Annotated in this window: 21 protein-coding genes and 1 pseudogene; 10 read left to right on the top strand and 12 right to left on the bottom strand. The window is 68.7% G+C overall.

The genetic code is table 11. The features are described from left to right. Positions 1 to 23: 23 nt before the first annotated feature. The 3 genes and pseudogenes from ACFYO0_RS28755 to ACFYO0_RS28745 form a co-directional block, all read right to left on the bottom strand. Positions 24 to 335: pseudogene (locus tag ACFYO0_RS28755) on the bottom strand (FtsX-like permease family protein); the annotation flags it as partial. A gap of 252 nt (positions 336 to 587) precedes the next feature. Beyond that, positions 588 to 2,015 carry an ATP-binding protein gene (locus tag ACFYO0_RS28750; protein ID WP_388681719.1) on the bottom strand — a complete coding sequence of 476 codons (1,428 nt, stop codon included), beginning with the start codon at positions 2,013 to 2,015 and terminating at the stop codon, positions 588 to 590. Next, positions 2,016 to 2,723, bottom strand: a complete 708-nt coding sequence (locus ACFYO0_RS28745) for a response regulator transcription factor (RefSeq protein WP_388681717.1) — start codon at positions 2,721 to 2,723, stop codon at positions 2,016 to 2,018. It lies immediately after the preceding gene. A 192-nt stretch (positions 2,724 to 2,915) separates the two neighbouring features. On the opposite strand from ACFYO0_RS28745, the gene ACFYO0_RS28740 reads away from it, so the two are divergent. Next, positions 2,916 to 4,154, top strand: a complete 1,239-nt coding sequence (locus ACFYO0_RS28740) for a glycosyltransferase family 4 protein (protein WP_388681714.1) — start codon at positions 2,916 to 2,918, stop codon at positions 4,152 to 4,154. 24 nt (positions 4,155 to 4,178) lie between these two features. Here ACFYO0_RS28740 and ACFYO0_RS28735 read toward each other — a convergent pair whose 3' ends face one another. The 3 genes from ACFYO0_RS28735 to ACFYO0_RS28725 form a co-directional block, all read right to left on the bottom strand. Then, a complete protein-coding gene (locus ACFYO0_RS28735; protein WP_386347234.1) occupies positions 4,179 to 4,334 on the bottom strand; it encodes a hypothetical protein in 156 nt (51 codons plus the stop codon). Then, positions 4,334 to 5,104 (bottom strand): SDR family NAD(P)-dependent oxidoreductase, encoded by a 771-nt coding sequence (locus ACFYO0_RS28730; protein ID WP_388681711.1) that lies wholly within the window; start codon positions 5,102 to 5,104, stop codon positions 4,334 to 4,336. Before ACFYO0_RS28730 ends, ACFYO0_RS28735 begins: the two co-directional genes overlap by 1 nt. A 141-nt stretch (positions 5,105 to 5,245) precedes the next feature. Continuing rightward, positions 5,246 to 5,611: a hypothetical protein gene (locus ACFYO0_RS28725; RefSeq protein ID WP_388681708.1), complete on the bottom strand. Its 366-nt coding sequence runs from the start codon at positions 5,609 to 5,611 to the stop codon at positions 5,246 to 5,248. 224 nt (positions 5,612 to 5,835) lie between these two features. Here ACFYO0_RS28725 and ACFYO0_RS28720 point away from each other — a divergent pair, with 224 nt between their 5' ends. After that, on the top strand, positions 5,836 to 6,276 hold the full coding sequence (locus ACFYO0_RS28720) for an ester cyclase (protein ID WP_388681705.1): 441 nt from the start codon (positions 5,836 to 5,838) through the stop codon (positions 6,274 to 6,276). A gap of 54 nt (positions 6,277 to 6,330) precedes the next feature. Here the strand turns inward: ACFYO0_RS28720 and ACFYO0_RS28715 are convergent, their stop codons facing one another. After that, positions 6,331 to 6,663, bottom strand: a complete 333-nt coding sequence (locus ACFYO0_RS28715; protein WP_386347242.1) for a YnfA family protein — start codon at positions 6,661 to 6,663, stop codon at positions 6,331 to 6,333. Between the two features lie 98 nt (positions 6,664 to 6,761). Here ACFYO0_RS28715 and ACFYO0_RS28710 point away from each other — a divergent pair, with 98 nt between their 5' ends. Further along, on the top strand, positions 6,762 to 7,310 hold the full coding sequence (locus tag ACFYO0_RS28710; protein WP_388681701.1) for a MarR family winged helix-turn-helix transcriptional regulator: 549 nt from the start codon (positions 6,762 to 6,764) through the stop codon (positions 7,308 to 7,310). Here the strand turns inward: ACFYO0_RS28710 and ACFYO0_RS28705 are convergent. Further along, a complete protein-coding gene (locus tag ACFYO0_RS28705) occupies positions 7,307 to 7,732 on the bottom strand; it encodes a winged helix-turn-helix transcriptional regulator (RefSeq protein WP_388681698.1) in 426 nt (141 codons plus the stop codon). The two genes, ACFYO0_RS28710 and ACFYO0_RS28705, sit on opposite strands and share 4 nt — an antisense overlap. Positions 7,733 to 7,868: 136 nt before the next feature. Here ACFYO0_RS28705 and ACFYO0_RS28700 point away from each other — a divergent pair, with 136 nt between their 5' ends. Beyond that, complete coding sequence (locus ACFYO0_RS28700; RefSeq protein WP_388681694.1) at positions 7,869 to 8,786, top strand: NADP-dependent oxidoreductase; 918 nt, start codon at positions 7,869 to 7,871, stop codon at positions 8,784 to 8,786. Positions 8,787 to 8,808: 22 nt separating this feature from the next. Here ACFYO0_RS28700 and ACFYO0_RS28695 read toward each other — a convergent pair whose 3' ends face one another. Then, complete coding sequence (locus ACFYO0_RS28695; protein ID WP_388681692.1) at positions 8,809 to 9,669, bottom strand: DUF6597 domain-containing transcriptional factor; 861 nt, start codon at positions 9,667 to 9,669, stop codon at positions 8,809 to 8,811. Positions 9,670 to 9,733: 64 nt separating this feature from the next. Between ACFYO0_RS28695 and ACFYO0_RS28690 the strand changes: the two genes are divergently transcribed. Beyond that, the gene (locus ACFYO0_RS28690; RefSeq protein WP_388681690.1) at positions 9,734 to 10,351 is read left to right on the top strand and encodes a TIGR03086 family metal-binding protein; all 618 of its coding nucleotides are present in this window, start codon (positions 9,734 to 9,736) and stop codon (positions 10,349 to 10,351) included. Between the two features lie 79 nt (positions 10,352 to 10,430). Here ACFYO0_RS28690 and ACFYO0_RS28685 read toward each other — a convergent pair whose 3' ends face one another. Beyond that, entirely contained in the window at positions 10,431 to 11,303 is an 873-nt protein-coding gene (locus ACFYO0_RS28685; protein ID WP_388681687.1) for a polysaccharide deacetylase family protein, read from the bottom strand. A 225-nt stretch (positions 11,304 to 11,528) separates the two neighbouring features. On the opposite strand from ACFYO0_RS28685, the gene ACFYO0_RS28680 reads away from it, so the two are divergent. Further along, positions 11,529 to 12,371 (top strand): hypothetical protein, encoded by an 843-nt coding sequence (locus ACFYO0_RS28680; RefSeq protein ID WP_388681685.1) that lies wholly within the window; start codon positions 11,529 to 11,531, stop codon positions 12,369 to 12,371. Between the two features lie 52 nt (positions 12,372 to 12,423). Here the strand turns inward: ACFYO0_RS28680 and ACFYO0_RS28675 are convergent, their stop codons facing one another. After that, a complete protein-coding gene (locus ACFYO0_RS28675) occupies positions 12,424 to 13,617 on the bottom strand; it encodes an RtcB family protein (protein ID WP_388682252.1) in 1,194 nt (397 codons plus the stop codon). Positions 13,618 to 13,787: 170 nt separating this feature from the next. Between ACFYO0_RS28675 and ACFYO0_RS28670 the strand changes: the two genes are divergently transcribed. The 3 genes from ACFYO0_RS28670 to ACFYO0_RS28660 all read left to right on the top strand — a co-directional run bounded on the left by ACFYO0_RS28670 (position 13,788) and on the right by ACFYO0_RS28660 (position 17,225). Then, the gene (locus tag ACFYO0_RS28670) at positions 13,788 to 14,657 is read left to right on the top strand and encodes a DUF3558 domain-containing protein (protein ID WP_388681682.1); all 870 of its coding nucleotides are present in this window, start codon (positions 13,788 to 13,790) and stop codon (positions 14,655 to 14,657) included. Positions 14,658 to 14,775: 118 nt separating this feature from the next. Then, a complete protein-coding gene (locus tag ACFYO0_RS28665; RefSeq protein WP_388681679.1) occupies positions 14,776 to 15,621 on the top strand; it encodes a DUF3558 domain-containing protein in 846 nt (281 codons plus the stop codon). Positions 15,622 to 15,854: 233 nt separating this feature from the next. Then, positions 15,855 to 17,225 (top strand): DUF2637 domain-containing protein, encoded by a 1,371-nt coding sequence (locus ACFYO0_RS28660; RefSeq protein WP_388681676.1) that lies wholly within the window; start codon positions 15,855 to 15,857, stop codon positions 17,223 to 17,225. 95 nt (positions 17,226 to 17,320) lie between these two features. Here the strand turns inward: ACFYO0_RS28660 and lysS are convergent, their stop codons facing one another. Next, the gene (lysS, locus tag ACFYO0_RS28655) at positions 17,321 to 19,105 is read right to left on the bottom strand and encodes a lysine--tRNA ligase (RefSeq protein WP_388681674.1); all 1,785 of its coding nucleotides are present in this window, start codon (positions 19,103 to 19,105) and stop codon (positions 17,321 to 17,323) included. A gap of 298 nt (positions 19,106 to 19,403) precedes the next feature. On the opposite strand from lysS, the gene argS reads away from it, so the two are divergent. Beyond that, positions 19,404 to 21,176 carry an arginine--tRNA ligase gene (gene argS / locus ACFYO0_RS28650; protein ID WP_388681671.1) on the top strand — a complete coding sequence of 591 codons (1,773 nt, stop codon included), beginning with the start codon at positions 19,404 to 19,406 and terminating at the stop codon, positions 21,174 to 21,176. The last annotated feature ends 230 nt before the right edge of the window (positions 21,177 to 21,406 follow it).

Below are 21,406 nucleotides of genomic sequence, written 5' to 3'. Positions count from 1 at the left end.
CTGCGACTCTTTCCTACGCCCGTTCACGCGGCCAGTGTCACTGCCCCCACCGCCGGTGTCCGCAGCGTACGGCGGGCCGTGGCGAGGCTGGTAACGAAGGTCGCGGCCGTGGCGATCGCGACAATGGCCAGCCAGGTGCCCAGGCCCTCGTCCGGCAGGAGTGAGTCCGAACGGACCGCCGTGAAGGGGATGATCCCGGCGAGCCCGGCCGCCGTACCGAAGAACACGCCCGTCGCGGTGAGGACGAGGGACTCCACGCCGACCATGCCGAGAACCTGGCCCGGCGTCGCGCCCGCGAGGCGCTGCCGGCCGAACTCGCGGCTGCGGTAAGTCGTTGGTGACCTTGACCAGGCGCAGGGCTTCGGTGGGGGGTGTGTTGGTGTTGGGCGTGCGTTGGGTTCGGCTGAGCGTGATCGTCATCATCCGGTTCCGGCCATGCGTGGCACTCGCCGTGCCTCGCGAATGACGCTACGGAGGGGGTGGGGGCGGCACATTGGGTGCAAGGCCCGTATGGGCAGGTGTACTTGGCGACACCTGCCCTCCGGGAGACCCCTCGCAAGGGGCGACATTGACACAGCCGCGCGCTCCTACGGGGCGCGACCGTCGGCCACCGTGAAGCCGATTGCCGAGCCTCCGCCCTGCCTGCGCTGGGCGAACGGCTCACCCCCGTGCGAGGTCGCCACCTCCCGCACGATCGACAAACCGAGCCCCGAGCCAGGCAGGCTTCGCGCGTCCGGCGCCCGGTAGAAGCGGTCGAAGACCCGCTCCAGGTCCTCCTCCGCGATGCCGGGGCCTCGGTCCAGGACCTCGATACGGACCGAGCCGTCGTCGCCCGTCATCGCGATCTCGATCGGGGCCGTTCCTCCCCGGTCGAACTTCGCCGCATTCTCCACCAGGTTGGACAGTGCGCGTTGCAGCGCCACCGGGCGACCGTTCACCGTCGTCCCGCCGGCGGCCCGTACGACGATCTCGCGCCCTGTCCTCCGGCGGGCCGCCACCACCACGTCCTCCGCGATGTCGGCCACGGCGACCCGTTGGAGCGGCTCGGTGGCGGACTGGCCCGCCGCCAGATCGACCAACTCGTTGACCAGGTCCGTCAGTTCGCGGGACTCATCGGTCAGGTCCGCCACCAGTTCCTCCTGGGCCGCGGGCGGGAGTTCGTTGATGCGGCGGAGCATCGAGATGTTGGTGCGGAGGGACGTCAGCGGTGTGCGGAGTTCGTGGCCCGCGTCCTGGACGAGGCGGCGTTGGTCTTCCTCGGACTGGGCGAGGCGGCCGAGCATGCGGTCGAAGGAGCGGCCCAGGCGGGCTACCTCGTCTCGGCCGGTGACCGGAACCTGGGTGGCGAGTCGGCCCGTGCGGGCCACGTCCTCGGCGGCGCCCGCGAGGCGGACCAGGCGGGAGGTGATCCGGCGGGCCAGCCACCAGCCGAAGAGACCCGCGGCGACCACGACCGCGGCCGCCAACAGCACGGTCCGCTGCTGGAGTTCGCGCAGCAGGTCCTCCGTGCCGGAGAACTCCTGCGCGACCTGCACCGCGCCCCGGCCCCCGCCGAGCGCGACGGTCGCGATCCGGTACACCTCGCCGCCGACCTCGACGTCGCGGTGTTCCGCCAGCCGACCGGCGGTCGATGCCGACGCGGCCCGCCGGTCGTCTGCGTCGGCCGGCAGCGGAGAGCTGCCGGCGTCCACGACCGTGCCGTCGGGGCCGAGGACCTGAACGACCGTGCCGCTCGGCCGGATCAGGTTCTCGCGCGGGCCGCCGTCCGTCGTGTCGGAGGCGGCGAAGTCCTCGGGCGTCAGGGCGTCTTGGCGTACCTGGGCGCGCAGGTCACGGACCACGTCCTCGAACACGGTCTGCTGGTCCACCCGGACGAGCCGGGCGGCAGCGTCGTACGAGAGAAATCCCACGAGTACGGTCACGACCGCGGCGACGAGCGCGAACGACACCGCGAACCTGGCCCGCAACGAGGACAGCCCCCGCGACCTCGCGAACCGCCGCGCCGCGGAAGGCACTCAGTCCTCCCTCAGTACGTACCCAACGCCCCGCACCGTGTGGATCAGGGCGGGCACACCCGGCTCGTCGAGCTTGCGCCGAAGGTAACCGACGTACACCGCGAGGTTCTTGGAGCCGGGGCCGAAGTCGTAGCCCCAGATGCGGTCGTAGATCGTGGAGTGGTCGAGGACTATGCCCGCGTTGCGGGCGAGGAGTTCCAGGAGGTCGAACTCCGTCCGCGTGAGCTCGATCTCACGCTCCCCGCGCCAGACGCGCCGGGCCGGCGGGTCGATGCGCAGCCCTGCCACGGCAAGTGGGGCGCCGGGTATGGGTTGTTGTTCTTCGGGTACGCCGACGGCAAGGTCCGTACGCCGCAGCAGTGCCCGGAGTCTGGCGAACACCTCGTCGACGTCGAAGGGTTTGACGACGTAGTCGTCGGCTCCGGCGTCCAGGCCGGCGATGCGGTCGGCGGTCTCCACGCGCGCGGTGAGCATCAGGATCGGCGTACGGTCGCCCTCGGCACGCAGGACGCGACAGACTTGGAGGCCGTCGATGCCCGGCATCATCACGTCGAGCACGAGTACGCCCGGCGGCCTGCGATGGGCCTGCGCGAGTGCCTCCACGCCATCGGCGACGGCCGTCACCTCGTACCCTTCGAGGGTCAGGGCGCGTTCCAGGGCGTGGCGGATGGCGCGGTCGTCCTCGGCGAGCAGCACGGTGTGGGGCACGCGACCAGTCTGCCAAGGCCTGCGATACGTAGTACCTGATGAGCAGGGGTACGCCGGGTCTCTTACCCGGTTCTCACCCCGCTGGGACCGGTGGCTTACCTCGCCCGGCCACTGTCTCCCGTGGGACCAAGGGCGGTGAGCCGCGACGGGGAAGGCACGCACCGTATGAAGCGTAGGAAGGCCGCGAAACGCATGAGGATCGTGTTCCTGCTGCACAACGCTTACGCCATCGGGGGCACCGTCCGCACCACACTCAACCTCGCTTCAGCGCTCGCCGACCGGCACAAGGTCACGATCGTGTCGATGTCACGCCACCGGGACGTGCCGCGTTTCGACGTCGACCCCCGCATCACGCTCGTACCGCTCGTGGACACACAGGAGGGCAGCGCGGACCTCACGGACCCCCTGCACGCGGAGCCGGCGACCGACTTCCCTTCCTCCGACAAGCGGCACAAGCAGTACAACCGCCTGACCGACCTCCGCGTACGCGACTACCTGGCGAAGAGCGACGCGGACGTCGTCATCGGCACCCGCCCCGGAATCAACGTGTACGTCTCCCGCTTCGCGGCGCCCCGCGCTCTGCGCATCGGCCAGGAACACCTGAGTCACGATGCGCACAGCAAGCGGCTGCGGGCCGTACTGGCGGAGGAATACGTCGAGTTGGACGCTCTCGTGACGACGACGAAGGCGGACGCGAAGGTGTACCGGAGGCGGATGCCGCTGCCGGGCGTACGGGTCACGTCCGTGCCGAACATCGTGCCGGCGCCGAAGGGCGTTGCCCCCTCCACCGGGGACGCGAAGGTGATCGCTGCGGCGGGACGGCTCGTGCCCGGCAAGCGGTTCGACCTGCTGATCGAGGCGTTCTCGGCGGTCGCCGCGAAGGAGCCGGAGTGGCGGCTGCGGATCTACGGCGGCGGGGCTCAGAAGGACAAGCTCCAGTCGCTGATCGACGGCCTCGGCCTGACCGACCGTGCCCAGCTCATGGGCCCGCACACCCCCATCGAGGCGGAGTTCGCCCAGTCCTCACTCGTGGTCAGTGCCTCGGACGGGGAGTCGTTCGGGATGACGCTCGTCGAGGCGATGCGCTGCGGCGTGCCCGTCATCAGCACGGACTGCCCCCTCGGGCCCGCCGAGATCATCACGCAGGGCGTCAACGGCCGCCTCGTCCCCATGGGCGACGCCCGCGCCCTCTCGGAGGCGATGCTCGACCTGATCGCGGACGAGTCCGCCCGACGGGAGATGGGACGAGCGGCGCTGGAGAGCGCGCATCGATACGACGCTGAGCCGATCGTGGCGCGCTACGAGGGGCTGTTCAGGGAGCTGAGGGCTGTGCGGCGCAAGGCGCGGATCGAGGAGTGGAAGCGGAGGGTTCGTCGGCTGGTTCCGGGGCGGGGCGGGCGCTCCGAGGAGGCGGCTGCTCCGCGTGCGTGACCGCCGACCTCGCGTGCGCAGCGCCTACTTCGCGTGCATGACCGCGTAGATCATGACGAACGCCACGATGTGGATGCCGAAGAGGAAGTACGCCAGATACCACCAGACGTAGCGTTCGTTCTTCTTCTCCTGGGCCAGGCGGCGTTGCTCCTGTTCCCGGGCGGGTTCGGCGTCCGGCATCACAGCTCCCTGTGGACCTTCGTGTTGGAGGCCTGGGCCCGGGGACGGATGACCATGAGGTCGATGTTGACGTGGGAGGGGCGGGTGACCGCCCAGGTGATCGTGTCGGCCACGTCGTCGGCGGTCAGGGGCTCGGCCACGCCCGCGTAGACGTTCGCCGCCTTCTCCTCGTCGCCACCGAAGCGGGTGAGGGCGAACTCGTCCGTCCTGACCATGCCGGGGGCGATCTCGATCACACGCACCGGGGTGCCGACGATCTCCAGGCGGAGGGTCTCGGCGAGCACGTGGGCGCCGTGCTTGGCGGCGACGTAGCCGGCGCCGCCCTCGTACGTGCCGTGGCCCGCGGTGGAGGAGACGACGACCACCGTGCCGTCGCCGCTCGCGGTCAGGGCGGGGAGCAGGGCCTGGGTGACGTTGAGCGTGCCGAGGACGTTCGTCTCGTACATCTGGCGCCAGTCCGCCGGGTCGCCCGTGGCGACCGGGTCGGCGCCGAGCGCGCCGCCCGCGTTGTTGACCAGCACGCCAATGGTCTTGAAGGCGGTGGCGAACTCGTCGACCGCCGCGCGGTCGGTGACGTCGAGCGCGTACGCCGTCGCCTGGTGGCCCGCCGCCTCGAGTTCCTCCACCAGCGCCTCGATACGGTCCTTGCGGCGGGCCGTGAGGACCACCCGGTAGCCGGCCGCCGCCAGCTGCCGCGCCGTCGCGGCCCCGATGCCGCTGCTCGCGCCGGTGACGACAGCGATACGGGACTTGGCGGCGGGGGCGGTCATGGGCTGCTCCTCGGGCGGGGTGCGGGTCCGCGCTCGCTCGCGCGAGTCGGCGTTCGAATCCCCGCCAGGATAGGCCGGTGGCGGGTGCGGACGTCGAATGCCCTGACGCAGCCAACGCCCCCCTGGAGCCGCCCCGCCCCGTCATCCCATCTGTGCCTTCACGTGGTCGATGACCTCGTTGAACTCCTTCGTCGGCGAGAAGTCGACGTACTCGCAGTCCTCGAGGGCTTCCGGGGCGTGCCCTGGGGCCCAGTAGAAGGCCTGTCCGGCTTCGTAGATCTCGTCCCCGGATTTCGTACGCATCTTCAGCCGGCCCTTGAGCAGGAATCCCCAGTGGGGGCATTGGCACAGGTCGTCCGGTTGCCCTTTCAGGACCGGTGCCATGTCCGTGCCCTGCGGAAACCGCACGAACGCGACGGACATGTCGCCGCCGATCTCCTGCGTGCGCAGCTCCGTGCCCTCGCCTTCGAACGCGACGGGCGTCTCGCTCTGTGTCGTCGCCGTCATGGTTCCTCGCCCTTCTTCAGGAGCATGTCCTTCCAGCTTGTTCCTCTTCGAGCTCAGCTGCCTCCCCGGGCGCGTACATGATCACGGCCATTCCGGCCGGGCAGACCAGGGCGCCGATCGCGTCCCGGCGATCGGGGCGTACGGCCGGCCGGTGACCTGATGCACGGGTCCGGGGACGGTGGGAAAATCGAGGTGGGTGATCCCCCGCAACGGGAGGTGGATCGATGGGACAGGCACGTGAGGTCATGGACCGGCTCACCGAGGCGGTCACCGCGCCCCCGGACATCAAGGCCCTCAACGAGCTGTTCGCGGCGGACGCGGTCGCCGTGACGTCCGACGGCGGAGAGATCCACGGGCGGGACAACATCGTCGAGTACTGGCGGCAGATGACGGACGCGATCCCGGACGGCGCGTTCGAGCCGGTGCACTCGTACGAGATCGGCAACACCGCCGTCGACGAGGGCTTCTTCAGCGGCAGGAACACCGGGCCGATCCACCTGCCCTCCGGGGAGTCGCTGCCCGCGACCCAGAAGGAGATCAGGATCCGCGGGGTCGACCTGGCCACCATCGACGAGGACGGCCGGATCGCCGACTACCGGCTCTACTTCGACCAGTTGGACTTCCTCGGACAGCTGGGGCTGCTGCCGGAAGACCTCCCTGCCTGAGGACCTGCCGGCCTGAGGAGGCTGCCGGCCTGAGGTCCTTGTTCCTTCAGCGGGTCAGCCTCGCGGCGCGTACATGATCACCGCCATGCCCGCGAGGCAGATCAGCGCGCCCGTCACGTCCCAGCGGTCGGGCCGGAAGCCGTCCGCGACCATGCCCCAGGCGAGCGACCCCGCGACGAAGACTCCGCCGTACGCCGCGAGAATGCGGCCGAAGTTCGCATCGGGCTGGAGGGTGGCGACGAAGCCGTACGCGCCGAGAGCCATGACCCCGGCGCCGATCCACAGCCAGCCGCGATCCTCGCGTACGCCCTGCCAGACCAGCCATGCGCCGCCGATCTCGAAGAACGCGGCGAGGGCGAACAGGGCGGCGGAGCGGGCGACGAGCATGGGTGCAGCTTCGCATGGGGCGGGGCGTATGCCGACGGGCCGGTTCCGTCACCTGTTCGCGGGGCTTGTCGGGGGTGCCTGGTGGGATACATGCCCGTATGACCCTGCCCAGGTCCATGTTCATGTCCGGGTCCGGCACCACCACCGATGCGCGGCGCAGCCGTCTGCTCTCCGAGCTGGCCACCGAGTCGCGCCGCTGCATGGCCCTGTACGCCCTCTTCAACCAGGCCGTCGCCGACCAGCTGAATCTGCATCCCACGGACCTCCAGTGCCTCAACCTGCTCAGCCTTGAGAGGGAGCCGGTCACGACCGGACGCGTCGCCGAGCTGACGGGACTGACGACCGGATCGGCGACGCGGCTCGTGGACCGGCTGGAGCGGGCCGGGTACGTCGTACGGCAGCGGGATGCCGGCGACCGGCGACGGGTACTCGTGGCGACCGTGCCCGAGAAGGCCGAGGAGTTCGGCCGGATGTGGCGGCGGCTGAGCGGCGACTGGTACGCCCTGTTCGAGGAACTCGGGGACGACGAACTCGCCCTGCTCATCGGCCACATGAGACGGACGGCGGAGTTCACGGCGACACAGACCGCCCGGTTGCGGGGCGGTGCGCCCGACTCCCCCGAAACCGAAACCGAAACCGAAGCCTAGGTCTGGGCCTTGGCCTCGGCCTGGGAAGCCTCCGCGTCGTATCGCTCCCGTGCCTCGATGACCTCCTCGATGTGCAGCTCCGCCCAGTCCTTCACCGCCACGAGGAGGCTGCAGAGGTTCATGCCGAGCGGAGTGAGTTCGTAGTCGACGCGCACCGGCACGGACGGAGTGACGGTCCGCGCCACGATCCCGTCCCGTTCCAGTGAACGCAGCGTCTGCGTCAGCATCTTGGGGCTGACCCCCGCAATCCTGCGGCCGAGGTCGCTGTAACGCATGGGCCCGGAGGCGAGCGAGGCGACGACGAGGCTGACCCACTTGTCGCTGAGACGGGCGAGGAGTTGGTTGGTCGGGCAGGCCTGGAGGAAGGCGTCGTACTCGATGCGTGCCTGCTCACGCCGCTGGGCTGCCGTCTTGGTGGCCATGGCTCGCGCCTCCGCATACCTCCGGGTGATGTACGCACCTTCAGGTGCCTACTTACGGAAAGATAGCAGCTCTCCCTAGGGTTGTCGCAACGGGATGAATACCAGCACAAAACACCTGTAAATGGGGAGAGTTGTCATGCGTGCAGCAGTTGTTACGGCCTTCGGCGGTCCGGAAGCCGTGGAGATCATCGAGACGGACGTCCCGGAGCCGGGCGCAGGGCAGGTGCGGATCAAGGTCGCGGCCGCCACCCTCAACCCGGTCGACGCGGAGGTGCGGGCGGGCGCGTTCGCGGGCATCTTCGGCGGTGCGGGCGAGCGGCACGGCCTGGGCTGGGACGTGGCCGGAACGGTCGACAGGGTCGACGCGACGGCTGGGGCAACGGCCGGCTGGAGCGTCGGCGACGAGGTGGTCGCGCTCCTGTTCGCCATGGGGGCGTCCCTTGGCACCCACGCCGATTACGTGATCGTGGAAGCCGACGCGGTGACCAAGGCGCCCACCACGGTCGACGCCTCGCACGCCGCCACACTTCCGCTGAACGCCCTCACGGCCGCCCAGGCCCTGGATCAGCTGGACCTCCAGAAGGGTCAGGAACTCCTGGTGACGGGCGCGGCGGGCGCCGTAGGCGGTTACGCCGTCCAGCTCGCCGCCCACCGCGGGATCTCCGTGACCGCCCTGGCCCGCGAGAGCGACGAGGAACTCGTACGTTCCCTGGGGGCGGCCCACTTCGCGTCGTCGGACGGTGTCGAGGCGGGCAGCGTGGACGCGGTGCTCGACGCCGCGATACTCGGCGAGGCCGCGCTGGAGTGGGTGCGGGACGGCGGTGCGTACCTCGGCGTCATTCCGCAGGCCGCCCCCGCCTCCGTACGCGGCGTGCGGACCGGCGCGGTGTCGGTGGCCCCCGACGGGGCGCGCCTCGCGGGGCTGGTGGCGCTCCTGGACGAGGGGGTACTGACGGCGCGGGTGGCCGAGACGTACGCCCTGGGCGACGCGGTCAAGGCGCACGCCCGGCTGGCGGAAGGCGGCGTGCGGGGACGTATCGTGCTCGTTCCTTAAGCCCCTTAAGTCTCTTATGCCCCTACGCCCCTTGAGAGCTGTGCGCCTGAGCGTAGGCCGCCGGAGGCACCCCCACCGTCGCCGTGAAGTCGCGTATGAGGTGGGCCTGGTCGGCATAGCCGAGGTCGGCGGCGAGGGCGGCCCAGTCGATGTCACGCCGGGTGCCGGCCAGCTCCAGGGCCTCGTGGATCCGGTAGCGGAGGATGATCCACTTCGGGCTGACGCCGACGTACGCCGCGAAGAGACGTTGCAGCGCCCGTACCGAGACGCCCTCCGCGCCGGCGAAGTCGTCGACGCGGCGTACGGTGCGGTTCGCGCGGATGCGGGTGACGAGGTCGATGGCCAGGTCGGCCTGCGGGTCGGGGGCCGGGGCGAGGGAGAGCAGGAAGGCGTCGAGCGCGGCGACACGGGCTGCGTCATCGGCGGGGCTCACGACCTGGCGGGCGGTGTCGCAGGTGGCCTGCGCGAACACGTCCTGGGCGGGCAGTACGCGGCCCGTCCACCGCGACACGGGCACGTCCGGCACGAACGGCCGGAAGCCGCCGGGCCAGAACTTCGCCCCGCACACCCGCCCCCGCCCCGTCAGCTTCCTGGCGAACAGCCCGAGCGCGACACCGTGCACCTCGCCGTAGGGCGGGGCGCCCTCGTTCTCGTCCCCGTCCCCGTCCCACTGGAAGGAGACGTTGACGGACGGGTGCGGGACGACCTGGGAGACGTACGGCTCGGGCAGGTCCCAGTCGATGAACCAGTACGTCTCGATGTGGCGCCGCAGCGGCTCGGCGGGCTCGTGACGACGGAACCGCACGCGGGTCAGGAGCCCGGAGGGGTCGACGATGCCCCGGGTGTCGCGGATCCCACGCTTGTCGCGGCGGCGTACGGCCATGTCCGGATCGTATGCCGTCGCGTTTCTTCAAGAGAGGGCTGCGGAACGTTCGTACAGTCGTCGCATGGACACGAACCAGGCTGTGAACCCACGGACGTACGCCCTCGGAGATCTGTTGGCGACGGCGGCCGAACGGGCCCTGCCGGTGATACGCGCGCTGCCCGACGAACGGCTGGCCGACCCCACACCATGCGCCGACTACGACGTGAAGTCACTGGTCAACCACCTTCTTCACGTGACCGTGCAATTCCAGAACCTGGCCGCCAAGAAGGACTCGGACTTCACCGAGACCCCGGACTACATCGCCGCGGATCCCGCCTGGAGGGACCGTTTCGCAACCGAGGCGAGCCGCCTCGCGGCAGCCTGGTCCGCACCGGGCGCCGAGGAGGGCACGACCGGCACCATGAACATGCCCGCACGGACCGTCGCCTCGCTGGCCCTGCTCGACCTCACCGTCCACGCCTGGGACCTGGCCCGCGCCACGGACCAGGAGTACCGACTGAACGACACCACCGACCCGGTACTGGACCAAGTCACCGCGACGGTTGAGGAAATGGCACCAACCGCCCGCGCGATGGGGATGTTCGCGACTCCGGTGGAGGTGCCGGACACCGCGTCACCGCTCGACCGCTTGCTCGCGGAGACGGGACGCGATCCACACTGGGCCCGGGCCGGGCGGTAACGGGAGCGGGTTGCCCGGCGATAGATCCCCGGCCCGCCCACTGCTGCCCCGCGCCAACCCCAACTCCCCTCACCACGGTTCACCGCCCGCCCGGCCGACGGCTCCCTGGCCACCGCTCCTGAATACCTCCGTAGTCGATCACGAAGATCCCCTCCTCCCGCAGGAGTTCACGGGCTTCGGCCGACATCAGAAACTCATGATCGGTCTGCCGCACCCGCCATCCCCCCGGCTCGACCACCCGCGACTCCTCATCCCGCACCCCGGGATGCACCGCCCACTCACTGAGCCCAACCGGCAACTCACGCAGCAGCCGGGCATACCGAGCCGCCTTGCCCTCCAGCCCCAGCGAGAAGCTGTCGAGGAAGTCGTTGTCGGTAACCGGCAGCCCGCGCACCGTCTGCCGCCCGGCCTCACCCCAAACCCGTACAGCCAGTCCGTACTCGCCGGCCAAGGACAAGGTCAGCTCAAAGATGTCGTCCCGCCCGCCATCGGCAAGGCAATGCCAGTCGAGGTGAGTGGGCGCCAACCCGGCCCCCACCACGGCGTCGACCTGAGCCCGAAATTCGACCTCGACATCCTCGATCCGAGCCTGCCCAAGCAATTCATCACTTCTGTCAGGCGAGAACAACTCCCCGGCCTCATCAAGCAACGATCCCACCCGCTCCTTCGAGGCAACCGGCCCCCATGCCCCCTCCCGCTCCGCCTCACACACCAGCGTGAGATGAATCCCGAACGGAATCCCCGGCCGCTCCCGCAACAACCGCATGGCCTCTCCGGCTCCGGGACACGGCACCATAAGGCTGCACGAACTCGCAATCCCACGCTCGATCGCCTCGATGACGGCGGCATTGATCCCGCGACGCATCCCGAAGTCATCGCAGTTGACGATGAGGACACGGGCGTCAGCAGGAAATCCCAACAACTCACTGGACAGCACGACGGGTTCAGTCACCTCCGCAGTGTGAACTCCACGGACGCAACCGGCTCGTGATTTACGCGGTCACGCGTGCGTGCAGAGGTGGTGCCCCAGTAACCCAGAAGGGTGAACCAGGTAGATCGCCCATACGGGACCTGAACTCCCGATCTAGGCTCGCGCCACAACATCAAAAACGACGGCCCTCGGCCGGGACCGGCATCCCAACCGAGGGCCTGACCACCAAGGAAGTAGGCCTTCCCTGTGGCTGAACGCGAGCCTAACGCCCAGCAGTGCGCTGAGTTCATGAACCTCGGAGTCCCTGAGTACGCCTACATGTTCGGCTTCTTGCAGGCCGACGGGCATCTACACCAAGGGTCTGGCCAAAAGGGCCGTCTGTCTGTCGAGCTCAACATCAGGGACGTCGATCTGCTGTACAGGTTCAAGCACTTGACGCCCTACAACAGCAGCGTCATCGAACGCGTCCGATCCACGAACTTCACCGAGGAGTATCATTCGGCGACTTGGACCCTGTGCTCCCTCGAAGCAAGGAGCAAACTCCACCAACTCGGCCTGCCCTACGGCCGCAAGTCGAAGAAGATCACCCCACCCCGCGTCGAGTTCTCACGCCGCGACTATCTCAGAGGTGTCATCGACGCCGACGGTTCAGTGGGCTACACGGGTCAGGGCTCCCCATTCATCTCCCTGACGACAGCCAGCACAGCCATCGGCGCCTACCTGTGCTTCTACGCCAAGCAGGTCACAGGGGCTCAGCGTCTCATCAAGCGCAACACGCGTGACGACATCTACAACATCGGGTACGAGAAGGACATCGCCCAGATGCTGGTTGCGGACCTGTACTACCCGGGTTGCCTCTCCCTCGGGCGAAAGCAGGTCAAGGCCGACTCAATCGCCTCATGGTCGCGCCCGGCTGACATGAGGGCCTTGCATTCGCAGCGCAGCTGGAAGGCATCGGAGGACCAGCTCTTGCTCAAGCTCAGTGACCCAGTAGCAGCAGCCAAAGAACTCGGTCGAACCGAGATGAGCTGCCGCATGCGCCTGTGGCGACTACGTGACTGCCGACTGCTGATGCCGAAGGACCAGTGAGGCACTGAACAGTGGGGCTCGGGCTGACAACAGCCCGAGCCCCGCCCACAGTTCAGCCCTTCACGCAGACAACCTGCTTCAGCTTCGCCACGACCTCCACGAGGTCGCGTTGCTGGTCGATGACCTGCTCGATCGGCTTGTACGCGCCCGGGATCTCGTCGACGACGCCGGAGTCCTTACGGCACTCCACGCCCCGCGTCTGCTCCTCCAGGTCCTTCGTCGTGAAGCGGCGCTTCGCCGCATTGCGGCTCATACGCCGACCGGCCCCGTGCGAGGCCGAGTTGAAGGCCTTCTCGTTGCCGAGGCCCTTCACGATGTACGAACCCGCGCCCATCGAGCCAGGGATGATCCCGTACTCGCCGGAGCCCGCGCGGATCGCGCCCTTGCGGGTGACGAGGAGGTCCATGCCCTCGTACCGCTCCTCGCTGACATAGTTGTGGTGGCACGAGATCTCAGGCTCGAAGGTGACCTTCGCCTTCTTGAACTCGCGGCGAATCACTTCCTTGGAAATCGCCATCATCATGGCGCGGTTGCGTTTCGCGTACTCCTGCGCCCAGTAGAGGTCATGCCGGTACGCCGCCATCTGCGTCGTGTCCGAGACGAAGACAGCCAGGTCGCCGTCGACAAGTCCCCGGTTGTGCGGGAGCTTCTGAGCGACACCGATGTGGTGCTCCGCGAGCTCCTTACCGATGTTCCGGGAACCGGAATGCAGCATGATCCAGACGGAATTGTCCGAATCGAGGCAAAACTCCCAGAAATGATTTCCCTGCCCAAGGGTTCCCATTTGCATAGTTGCCCGTCCCTTACGGAACCGCACCGCTTCCGCAACTCTGTCGAACTGCCCCCAAAAGTCATCCCACCCCGCGGCGGCCAACCCATGGAACTGCCCCGGCTCAACGGCAGTGTCATGCATCCCCCGCCCGACCGGAATGGCCTGCTCAACCTTCGACCGCAGCCGAGACAGATCCCCCGGCAGATCATTCGCCGTCAGAGACGTCTTCACCGCCGACATCCCGCACCCGATGTCGACACCAACAGCAGCCGGGCAGACAGCTCCCCGCATCGCGATGACCGACCCGACCGTCGCGCCCTTCCCGTAGTGCACGTCCGGCATGACAGCCAGCCCCTTGATCCACGGCAGCGTGGCGACGTTCTGGAGCTGCTGGAGGGCGCCGGTCTCGACCGCGGCCGGGTCCGTCCACATGCGGATGGGAACCTTCGCTCCCGGTACCTCTACATACGACATAACGTCCTCAATCCCCCGTAAGACAAACAAAGTTCGGGCATCGCAAATACCGGGGCCAAGGTCTACGAAAGGGAAGGCGAACCGGCGTTCACGGCCGTGCGTGCGATACACATTGTGGTCATCGGCCGCCTTCGGGCGGCAAGCGAATAAGCAGAGCGAGAGGAGCCCCCGTGCAGCGGAAGGCGTACGTATTCGGCGTCGCCGCGCTCCTCGCGGCGACGGCGACGCTGGCCGGCTGCACCGGTTCGGACGGCGGTGACGAGCCGACGGACTCGAAGCAGGGCGGCTCGGGTGCGACGGCTGCCACGGCGGAGCCCGGCCGGTACCGCACGCTCCCGGAGCCGTGCGGTGCCGTCGAGCGGGGCACGCTCGACGCTCTGCTGCCGGGGCTCAGGCAGGTCACTGACGCGGAGCAGCGGGAGAGGGCGTATGCGGGGGCGCCGACGCTGACGTACGACACGGACCGGAAGGTCGGCTGCCGTTGGAAGGCGGAGGCTACGAGTGCGACGGATCACCTGTGGGTGGACTTCGAGCGCGTGGTCTCGTACGAGAGCGTCGTGAGCGACGACAGCCGCGCCTCCGAGATCTACGCGACGAAGGAGGAGGCGGCGGATCTGCCCGTGCCCGCCCCGTCGTCCCCGAGTGCCACCTCCACGTCGACCCCGACTACGGATGACTCAGGCGCATCGGACGAAGTGACAGGCGGGGCGACGGGCGGCGCAGGCGACGGCGACGCCGGCTCCCCCATCCCCACCGACGATCCGAGCGCCACGTCGGACGGCACCCCTTCCCCCAGCGCCACCCCCGCTTCCCTCCAGCCCCGCACTCTCGATGATCTCGGCGACGAGGCCTTCCTGGACGATGCGCTGAGCGCCTCGCGGCAGCGCACGGTGACTGTGGTGTTCCGCACGTCCAATGTGCTCGTGACGATCCGGTACGACGAGCAGCCGACGAGCACGACGGACGTCCCGAGCAGCGAGGACATGCAGGACAGGGTGCGGGAACTGGCGGATCAACTCGACGGCACGTTGAACGAGTAGCGGTCGCAGGAGGGTCGTGAGGCTGGGCGGTATGGAAGTCACATCCGTCCCGTACGGCGTACCGTGGCCCCTCGGACCCGACCGCACGCACACAAAACGCGTCTTGAGTGAAGGAACCATGCACCGACCCGCACAGCGACTCCCCCGCATCCTCATCAGCGCAGCCGTTGTTCCGGTGATGCTCGTCGCCGCAGGCTGCTCCTCGGACTCCGGCTCCGACTCCGGTGACGCCGCGAAGAAGGACTCCGACGCGAAGGCGTCCGCCTCCGCCACGAAGGCGGCGGTGGTGAAGGAGGCCGCGTACGCGAAGCTGCCGGAGCCGTGCAAGGTGTTCTCGTCGAAGACTCTGGGCGAGCTCGTGCCGAAGGCCTCCAAGTCCGGCAAGGAGGGCAGGTCGGACGACACGGCGACGCGCGGCAGCTGCTCCTGGGACAGCCTGGAGGACAAGGGTGTGAAGGGCTCCCAGTTCCGCTGGCTGAGCGTGTCCCTGCTGCGCTTCGAGTCGGACCAGACCCGGGGTACGGGCGAGAAGCTGGCGTCGGCGTACTACGCCGACCAGGTCCAGGACGTGCGCGCGGAGACCGGCGCGACGAACGCCAAGTCCGAGCCGGTGTCCGGTACGGGCAACGAGGCGACGTCGGTGAGTTACGACCTGAAGAAGAAGGAAGGCACCTTCAAGCAGCAGGTGGTCGTGGCCCGGGCCGAGAACATCGTTGTGTCGCTGGACTACAACGGCGCGGGTCTCGCGGGTGACAAGGCTCCGAGCGCGGAGGACCTGTCGAAGGCGGCGCTGAAGGCGGCGAAGGAGGCCGTGGAGGCGGTGGTGACCGCCAATCAGTCCGGCGGATCTGGATCGGGCTCCGGTTCCGGCGAGAGCGCGAGCCCGAGCAAGGGCGCGAGCGAGTCCCCGGCCAAGGGCAGCGAGCCCTCCGCCTCGGCCAGCAAGTCCCCGGCGAAGAACTGACCGAGGACAAGAACTGACGAAGGGCTGCGGAAGGACTGGCGCGGCCGGCGCGGCCGGTCCCGACTCCCGGTCCGCCTCAGCCTTTTGACGGAGCCCGGCCCGCACGGGGCCGGGCTCACGCCGTATACCGAAGCCGTACCGAAGCGGTTGTGGCACCCTTTCGGACACCCGCGAGCCGCACACATGTGCCACCCTGTTCCGCGCAACACGTCGCAAAAAGGAGGGGAGTACGGGTGGCCGCGCCAATGGAGCTCACCAGGACGCACCGGATCCTCATCGGGGTCGTCGTCTTCGGGGCGGTCGTCATCGCCGGTATCGGCTTCGCCGGTTCGTACGCGGCGGTGCGGGAACTCGCAGTCGAGAAGGGTTTCGGGAACTTCAGTTACGTCTTCCCGATCGGCATCGACGCGGGGATCTGCGTCCTGCTGGCCCTGGACCTCCTGCTGACCTGGATCCGCATCCCGTTTCCGCTGCTGCGTCAGACGGCGTGGCTGCTGACGGCGGCGACGATCGCGTTCAACGGCGCCGCCGCCTGGCCGGATCCGCTGGGCGTCGGTATGCACGGCGTCATCCCGATCCTGTTCGTGGTCTCCGTGGAGGCGGCCCGGCACGCGATCGGCCGGATCGCGGACATCACGGCCGACAAGCACATGGAAGGCGTACGCCTCACGCGCTGGCTGCTCTCCCCCGTCCCGACCTTCCTCCTGTGGCGCCGTATGAAGCTGTGGGAGCTGCGTTCGTACGACGCGGTGATCAAGCTGGAGCAGGAGCGTCTGGTCTACCGGGCCCGTCTCCGCTCCCGTTACGGCCGCGCCTGGCGTCGTAAGGCTCCGGTGGAGTCCCTGATGCCGCTGCGTCTGGCCCGCTATGGCGTCCCGCTCGCCGAGACCGCCCCTTCGGGCCTCGCGGCGGCGGGCATCGAGCCGGTGTTGCTGCCTCCGGCCCCGCGGCAGCCGGAACGGGAGCTGGAGCCTTCGCAGCGGGCCGGGACGCCCGGGACCCCTGCCAGGGAGCAACGCGTCCCCGAGGACGACTCCGTTCCGGAGCAGCAGGTCCAGGAACAGGCGCAGGCCCAGCAACCCGAGTCCAGCCCCTGGTTCGCACCCCCGCACCAGGAGGTCGTCTACGAGGGCGGCTACGACCCGTCGTACGAGCCCGTGGAGCAGTATGACGGCCAGCAGTACGACCAGCAGTGGTACGAGGAACAGCGCCAGGCCCAGGACCAACTCCAGGACCAGGCTCAGGACCAGGCCCAGGAGTACGAGCCCGGCCCCGAGGACACGGGCAGCTGGCGCATCCCGACGGGCCCGGGCGGTCGCACCCGCCAGCTGGGCGAGGGCGGTGGGACACCGGAGCCGGCGGCGGCACCGCCGCGCCAACTCCCCATCCCCGCCCAGCGGGAGGAGCATGCGGAGCCGTCCGAGGAGGGCTACTACCAGGTGTTCCGCCAGTCGATCAACGGCAGCTTCCCCACTCCGCGTGAGTTCGGCGACAACATCGCGGCCCAGTACGGCGAGAAGCTCACCGACAGCGAACTGAAGCGCCTTTCGGACCGCTTCCAGAACCGCTTCAACACGGAACTGGAGGAGGACCACATCGCATAGCCGTCGTGCGTACGTGGCTGGGGGCGCCCGACCTTGCCGATTGTGCGGCTACCGCCGCGTGGCTCCGGGCGCCCCCAGCCACGTATCACCAACTCCTACGCTCCGAGCAGCTTCCGTACCCGGTCCGCCCCCACCGCGAGCAGCAGCGTGGGCAGCCGGGGCCCGGTGTCGCGGCCGACGAGGAGGTGGTAGAGCAGCGCGAAGAACGAACGCTGGGCGGACTTGATCTCCGGCGGCAGCTCCTTGGGCGTGGCATCGGGGGAGAACCCGGCCTGGACCTTGGGCACGCCGTACACGAGGTGGGTCAGCCCGTTGAGGGACCAGTTCGAGTCGAGCCCCTCCATCAGCAGCCGGAGCGATTCGCGGGCCTGGTCGTCGAGGGACTTCAGCAGTTCGACGTCCGGCTCGTGACGGACGACGGTCCGCTGCTCGGCCGGTACCTGGGTGTTGATCCACGCCTCGGCCTTGTCGTACCGCGGCCGTACGTCGTCGAGCGAGGCGAGCGGGTTGGTGGGGTCGAGGTCGCTGAGGATGCGCAGGGCCTGGTCCTCGTGGCCTGCGGTGATGTCGGCGACGGAGGCGAGCGTGCGGTATGGCATGGGCCGCGGGGTCTTCGGGAGCTCGCCCGCGGCGGTCCCTACGGCGCGGGAGTGGGCGGCGATGTCTGCGGGCAGGGCGGTGCTGTCGGCGACCTTGGCGTTCAGCTTGTCCCACTCGTCGTAGAGCCGCTGGATCTCCTGGTCGAAGGCGATCTTGAAGGACTGGTTGGGCCGACGGCGGGCGTACAGCCAGCGCAGGAGCTGGGGCTCCATGATCTTCAGGGCGTCGCCGGGTGTGGGCACGCCGCCGCGGGAGGACGACATCTTCGCCATGCCGCTGATCCCCACGAAGGCGTACATGGGGCCGATCGGCTGCTTGCCGCCGAAGATGCTGCCGACGATCTGTCCGCCGACCTGGAAGCTGGAGCCCGGGGACGAGTGATCGACGCCGGAGGGCTCGAAAACGACACCCTCGTACGCCCAGCGCATCGGCCAGTCGACCTTCCACACGAGCTTGCCGCGGTTGAACTCGCTCAGCCGAACGGTCTCCGAGTAGCCGCACTCGGTGCAGGTGTACGTCAGCTCGGTGGTGTCGTCGTCGTACGCCGTGACCGTGGTGAGGTCCTTGTTGCAGCCGCCGCAGTAGGGCTTGTACGGGAAGTACCCGGCGGACCCGGTCCCGTCGTCCTCGGCAGCGGCCCCCGAACCCTCGGCGGCCTCGAGCTCGGCTGCGTCGACGGGCTTCTGCTGCTGCTTGTTCTTGCTCTTCTGCTGACCGTCCGGGGTCTTCCTGGTCCGGTACTGGTCGAGGATCGCGTCGATGTCCGCGCGGTGCCGCATGGCGTGCAGGATCTGTTCGCGGTAGACGCCGCTCGTGTACTGCTCGGTCTGGCTGATCCCGTCGAACTCGACGCCCAGCTCGGCCAGGGCCTCGGTCATGGCGGACTTGAAGTGCTCGGCCCAGTTGGGGTGGGGGGAGCCCTTGGGTGCGGGCACGGAGGTGAGCGGGCGGCCGATGTGCTCGGCCCACGACTCATCGATCCCGGCGACGCCGTTCGGCACCTTGCGGTACCGGTCGTAGTCGTCCCAGGAGATCAGGTGCCGGACTTCGTGCCCGCGCCGACGGATCTCGTCGGCGACGAGGTGCGGCGTCATGACCTCCCGCAGATTCCCCAGGTGGATGGGCCCGGAGGGCGAGAGGCCGGACGCGACGACAACGACCGGAGCGGTAGCGACTGATGTCACTTTGCCCGGGGCCCGACGCTCCGACTCCTCGATGACCTCATCCGCGTAACGGGAGACCCAGTCGGTGGTCTCGGTGCTCTGACCCACGATCGGCACGTCCTTCTTTCCTCAGGGGTTCGCCATCGCCCGGCGCCATGTGGTTCCGCCCGGCTGACCACACCATTCTCCCAGCTCCGCCACCATCCACGAAAACGCCTTTTCATCGCCCCCGCCGCCCCTGCCCGTCCCATCCCCGCGGCTTCGCCCCGAACGCCCACCAGGGGCTCCGCCGCTGGACGCCGCCTGGGTGAAAACAACCCGCCCAACCCCCACCCACGCGCACAAAAAACCGCTTTACCCCCCATGGGATACTGGCGACATCCACCGCACCCAAGACGAGAACGGCACCCATCCCATGGCCTCGGTCACGTCCCTCACCGCCCACGTCCACCAGCGCCTGGCGGACGCGCTCACCGCCGCCCTCCCGGCGTCGGCGGCCGACGCCGACGTCGACCCCCTGCTGCGACGGAGCGACCGAGCCGACTTCCAGGCCAACGGGATTCTGGCGCTGGCGAAGAAGGCGAAGGCCAACCCGCGGGAGCTGGCGAGCGGCGTCGTCGAGCAGGTCGTGACCGGTGATGTGATCAAGGACATCGAGGTGTCGGGCCCGGGCTTCCTCAACATCACGATCACGGACAAGGCGATCGTGGAGAACCTCGCGCAGCGCGCGACGGACCCGGTGGCCCGCCTCGGCGTGCCGTATGCCGAGAACCCCGGCACCACGGTCATCGACTACGCCCAGCCGAACGTGGCGAAGGAGATGCACGTAGGGCACCTCCGTTCCGCGGTCATCGGCGACTCGGTGGTCAAGATCCTGGAGTTCGTCGGCGAGACAGTGGTGCGCAGGCACCACATCGGCGACTGGGGCACCCAGTTCGGCATGCTCATCCAGTACCTGATCGAGCACCCGCACGAGCTCGATCACGAGGAGAGCGAGGTCTCCGGCGAGGAGGCCATGTCGAACCTGAACCGGCTCTACAAGGCGTCCCGCACGCTCTTCGACGCCGACGAGGCGTTCAAGACCCGGGCCCGCCGCAGGGTGGTCGATCTTCAGGCAGGTGATCCGGAGACTCTGGCGCTGTGGCAGAAGTTCGTGGACGAGTCGAAGATCTACTTCTTCTCGGTCTTCGACAAGCTGGACATGGAGATCCAGGACCCGGACATCGTCGGCGAGTCGGGTTACAACGACATGCTGGACGAGACCTGCCGCCTGCTGGAGGAGTCGGGCGTCGCGGTCCGCTCGGAGGGCGCGCTGTGCGTGTTCTTCGACGACATCAAGGGCCCGGACGGCAACCCGGTCCCGCTGATCGTGAAGAAGTCGGACGGCGGCTACGGCTATGCGGCGACCGACCTCTCCGCGATCAGGGACCGCGTCTTCAACCTGAAGGCGAACACCCTCCTGTACGTGGTGGACGCCCGCCAGTCCCTCCACTTCAGGATGGTCTTCGAGACGGCACGCAGGGCGGGCTGGCTGAACGGCGGCGCGTTGGCCGTACAGCTGGCGTTCGGCACGGTCCTCGGCAAGGACGGCAAGCCCTTCAAAACCCGTGAGGGCGAGACGGTCCGCCTCGTCGACCTCCTGGACGAGGCGATCGAGCGCGCCTCGGCCGTCGTACGGGAGAAGGCGCAGGACCTTTCCGAGCAGGAGATCGCCGAGCGCGGTGCGCAGGTCGGCATCGGCGCGGTGAAGTACGCGGACCTGTCGACGTCCGCGAGCCGCGACTACAAGTTCGACCTGGACCAGATGGTGTCGCTGAACGGCGACACGAGCGTGTACCTGCAGTACGCGTACGCGCGTATCCAGTCCATCCTGCGCAAGGCGGGCAGCACCGAACCGGCCGCCCACCCGGAACTCGAACTGACCGACGCCGAGCGGGCCCTGGGCCTGCACATCGACCGGTTCGCCGAGACGCTCGCGGAGGCCGCCGCCGAGTACGCGCCGCACAAGCTGACGGCGTACCTGTACCAACTGGCGTCCCTGTACACGTCGTTCTACGACAAGTGCCCGGTCCTGAAGGCGGACACGCCGGCCCAGGTCGAGAACCGTCTGTTCCTGTGCGACATCACGGCCAAGACCCTCCACCAGGGCATGGCCCTGCTGGGCATCAGGACGCCGGAGCGCCTGTGATCGCCGCTTCGGCCTGAGGCAGCACCACCTGCCCGGTGACGAACTCGCTCCACAGACGGAGCCGCAGTTCGTCACCGGGCTTCGCCTTGATCTCGGCGAAAAGGGACGCTGACCGTTCGGAAAGGCACTGCAAGCCAAGGCCAAAGGTTGAAGTGTCTGATCTTGTCCCGAAGTATGCGATGCTGCGGGGCGGCGCAGGCCCTCTAACCGTCGAGGGAGCCCCAACTCGG

The organism is Streptomyces sp. NPDC006365 (genome assembly GCF_042870755.1).
Lineage (GTDB): Bacteria > Actinomycetota > Actinomycetes > Streptomycetales > Streptomycetaceae > Streptomyces > Streptomyces xiangluensis.
Note: the sequence above shows the minus strand (reverse complement) of the source record. Positions and strands in the feature narration are given on the sequence as shown.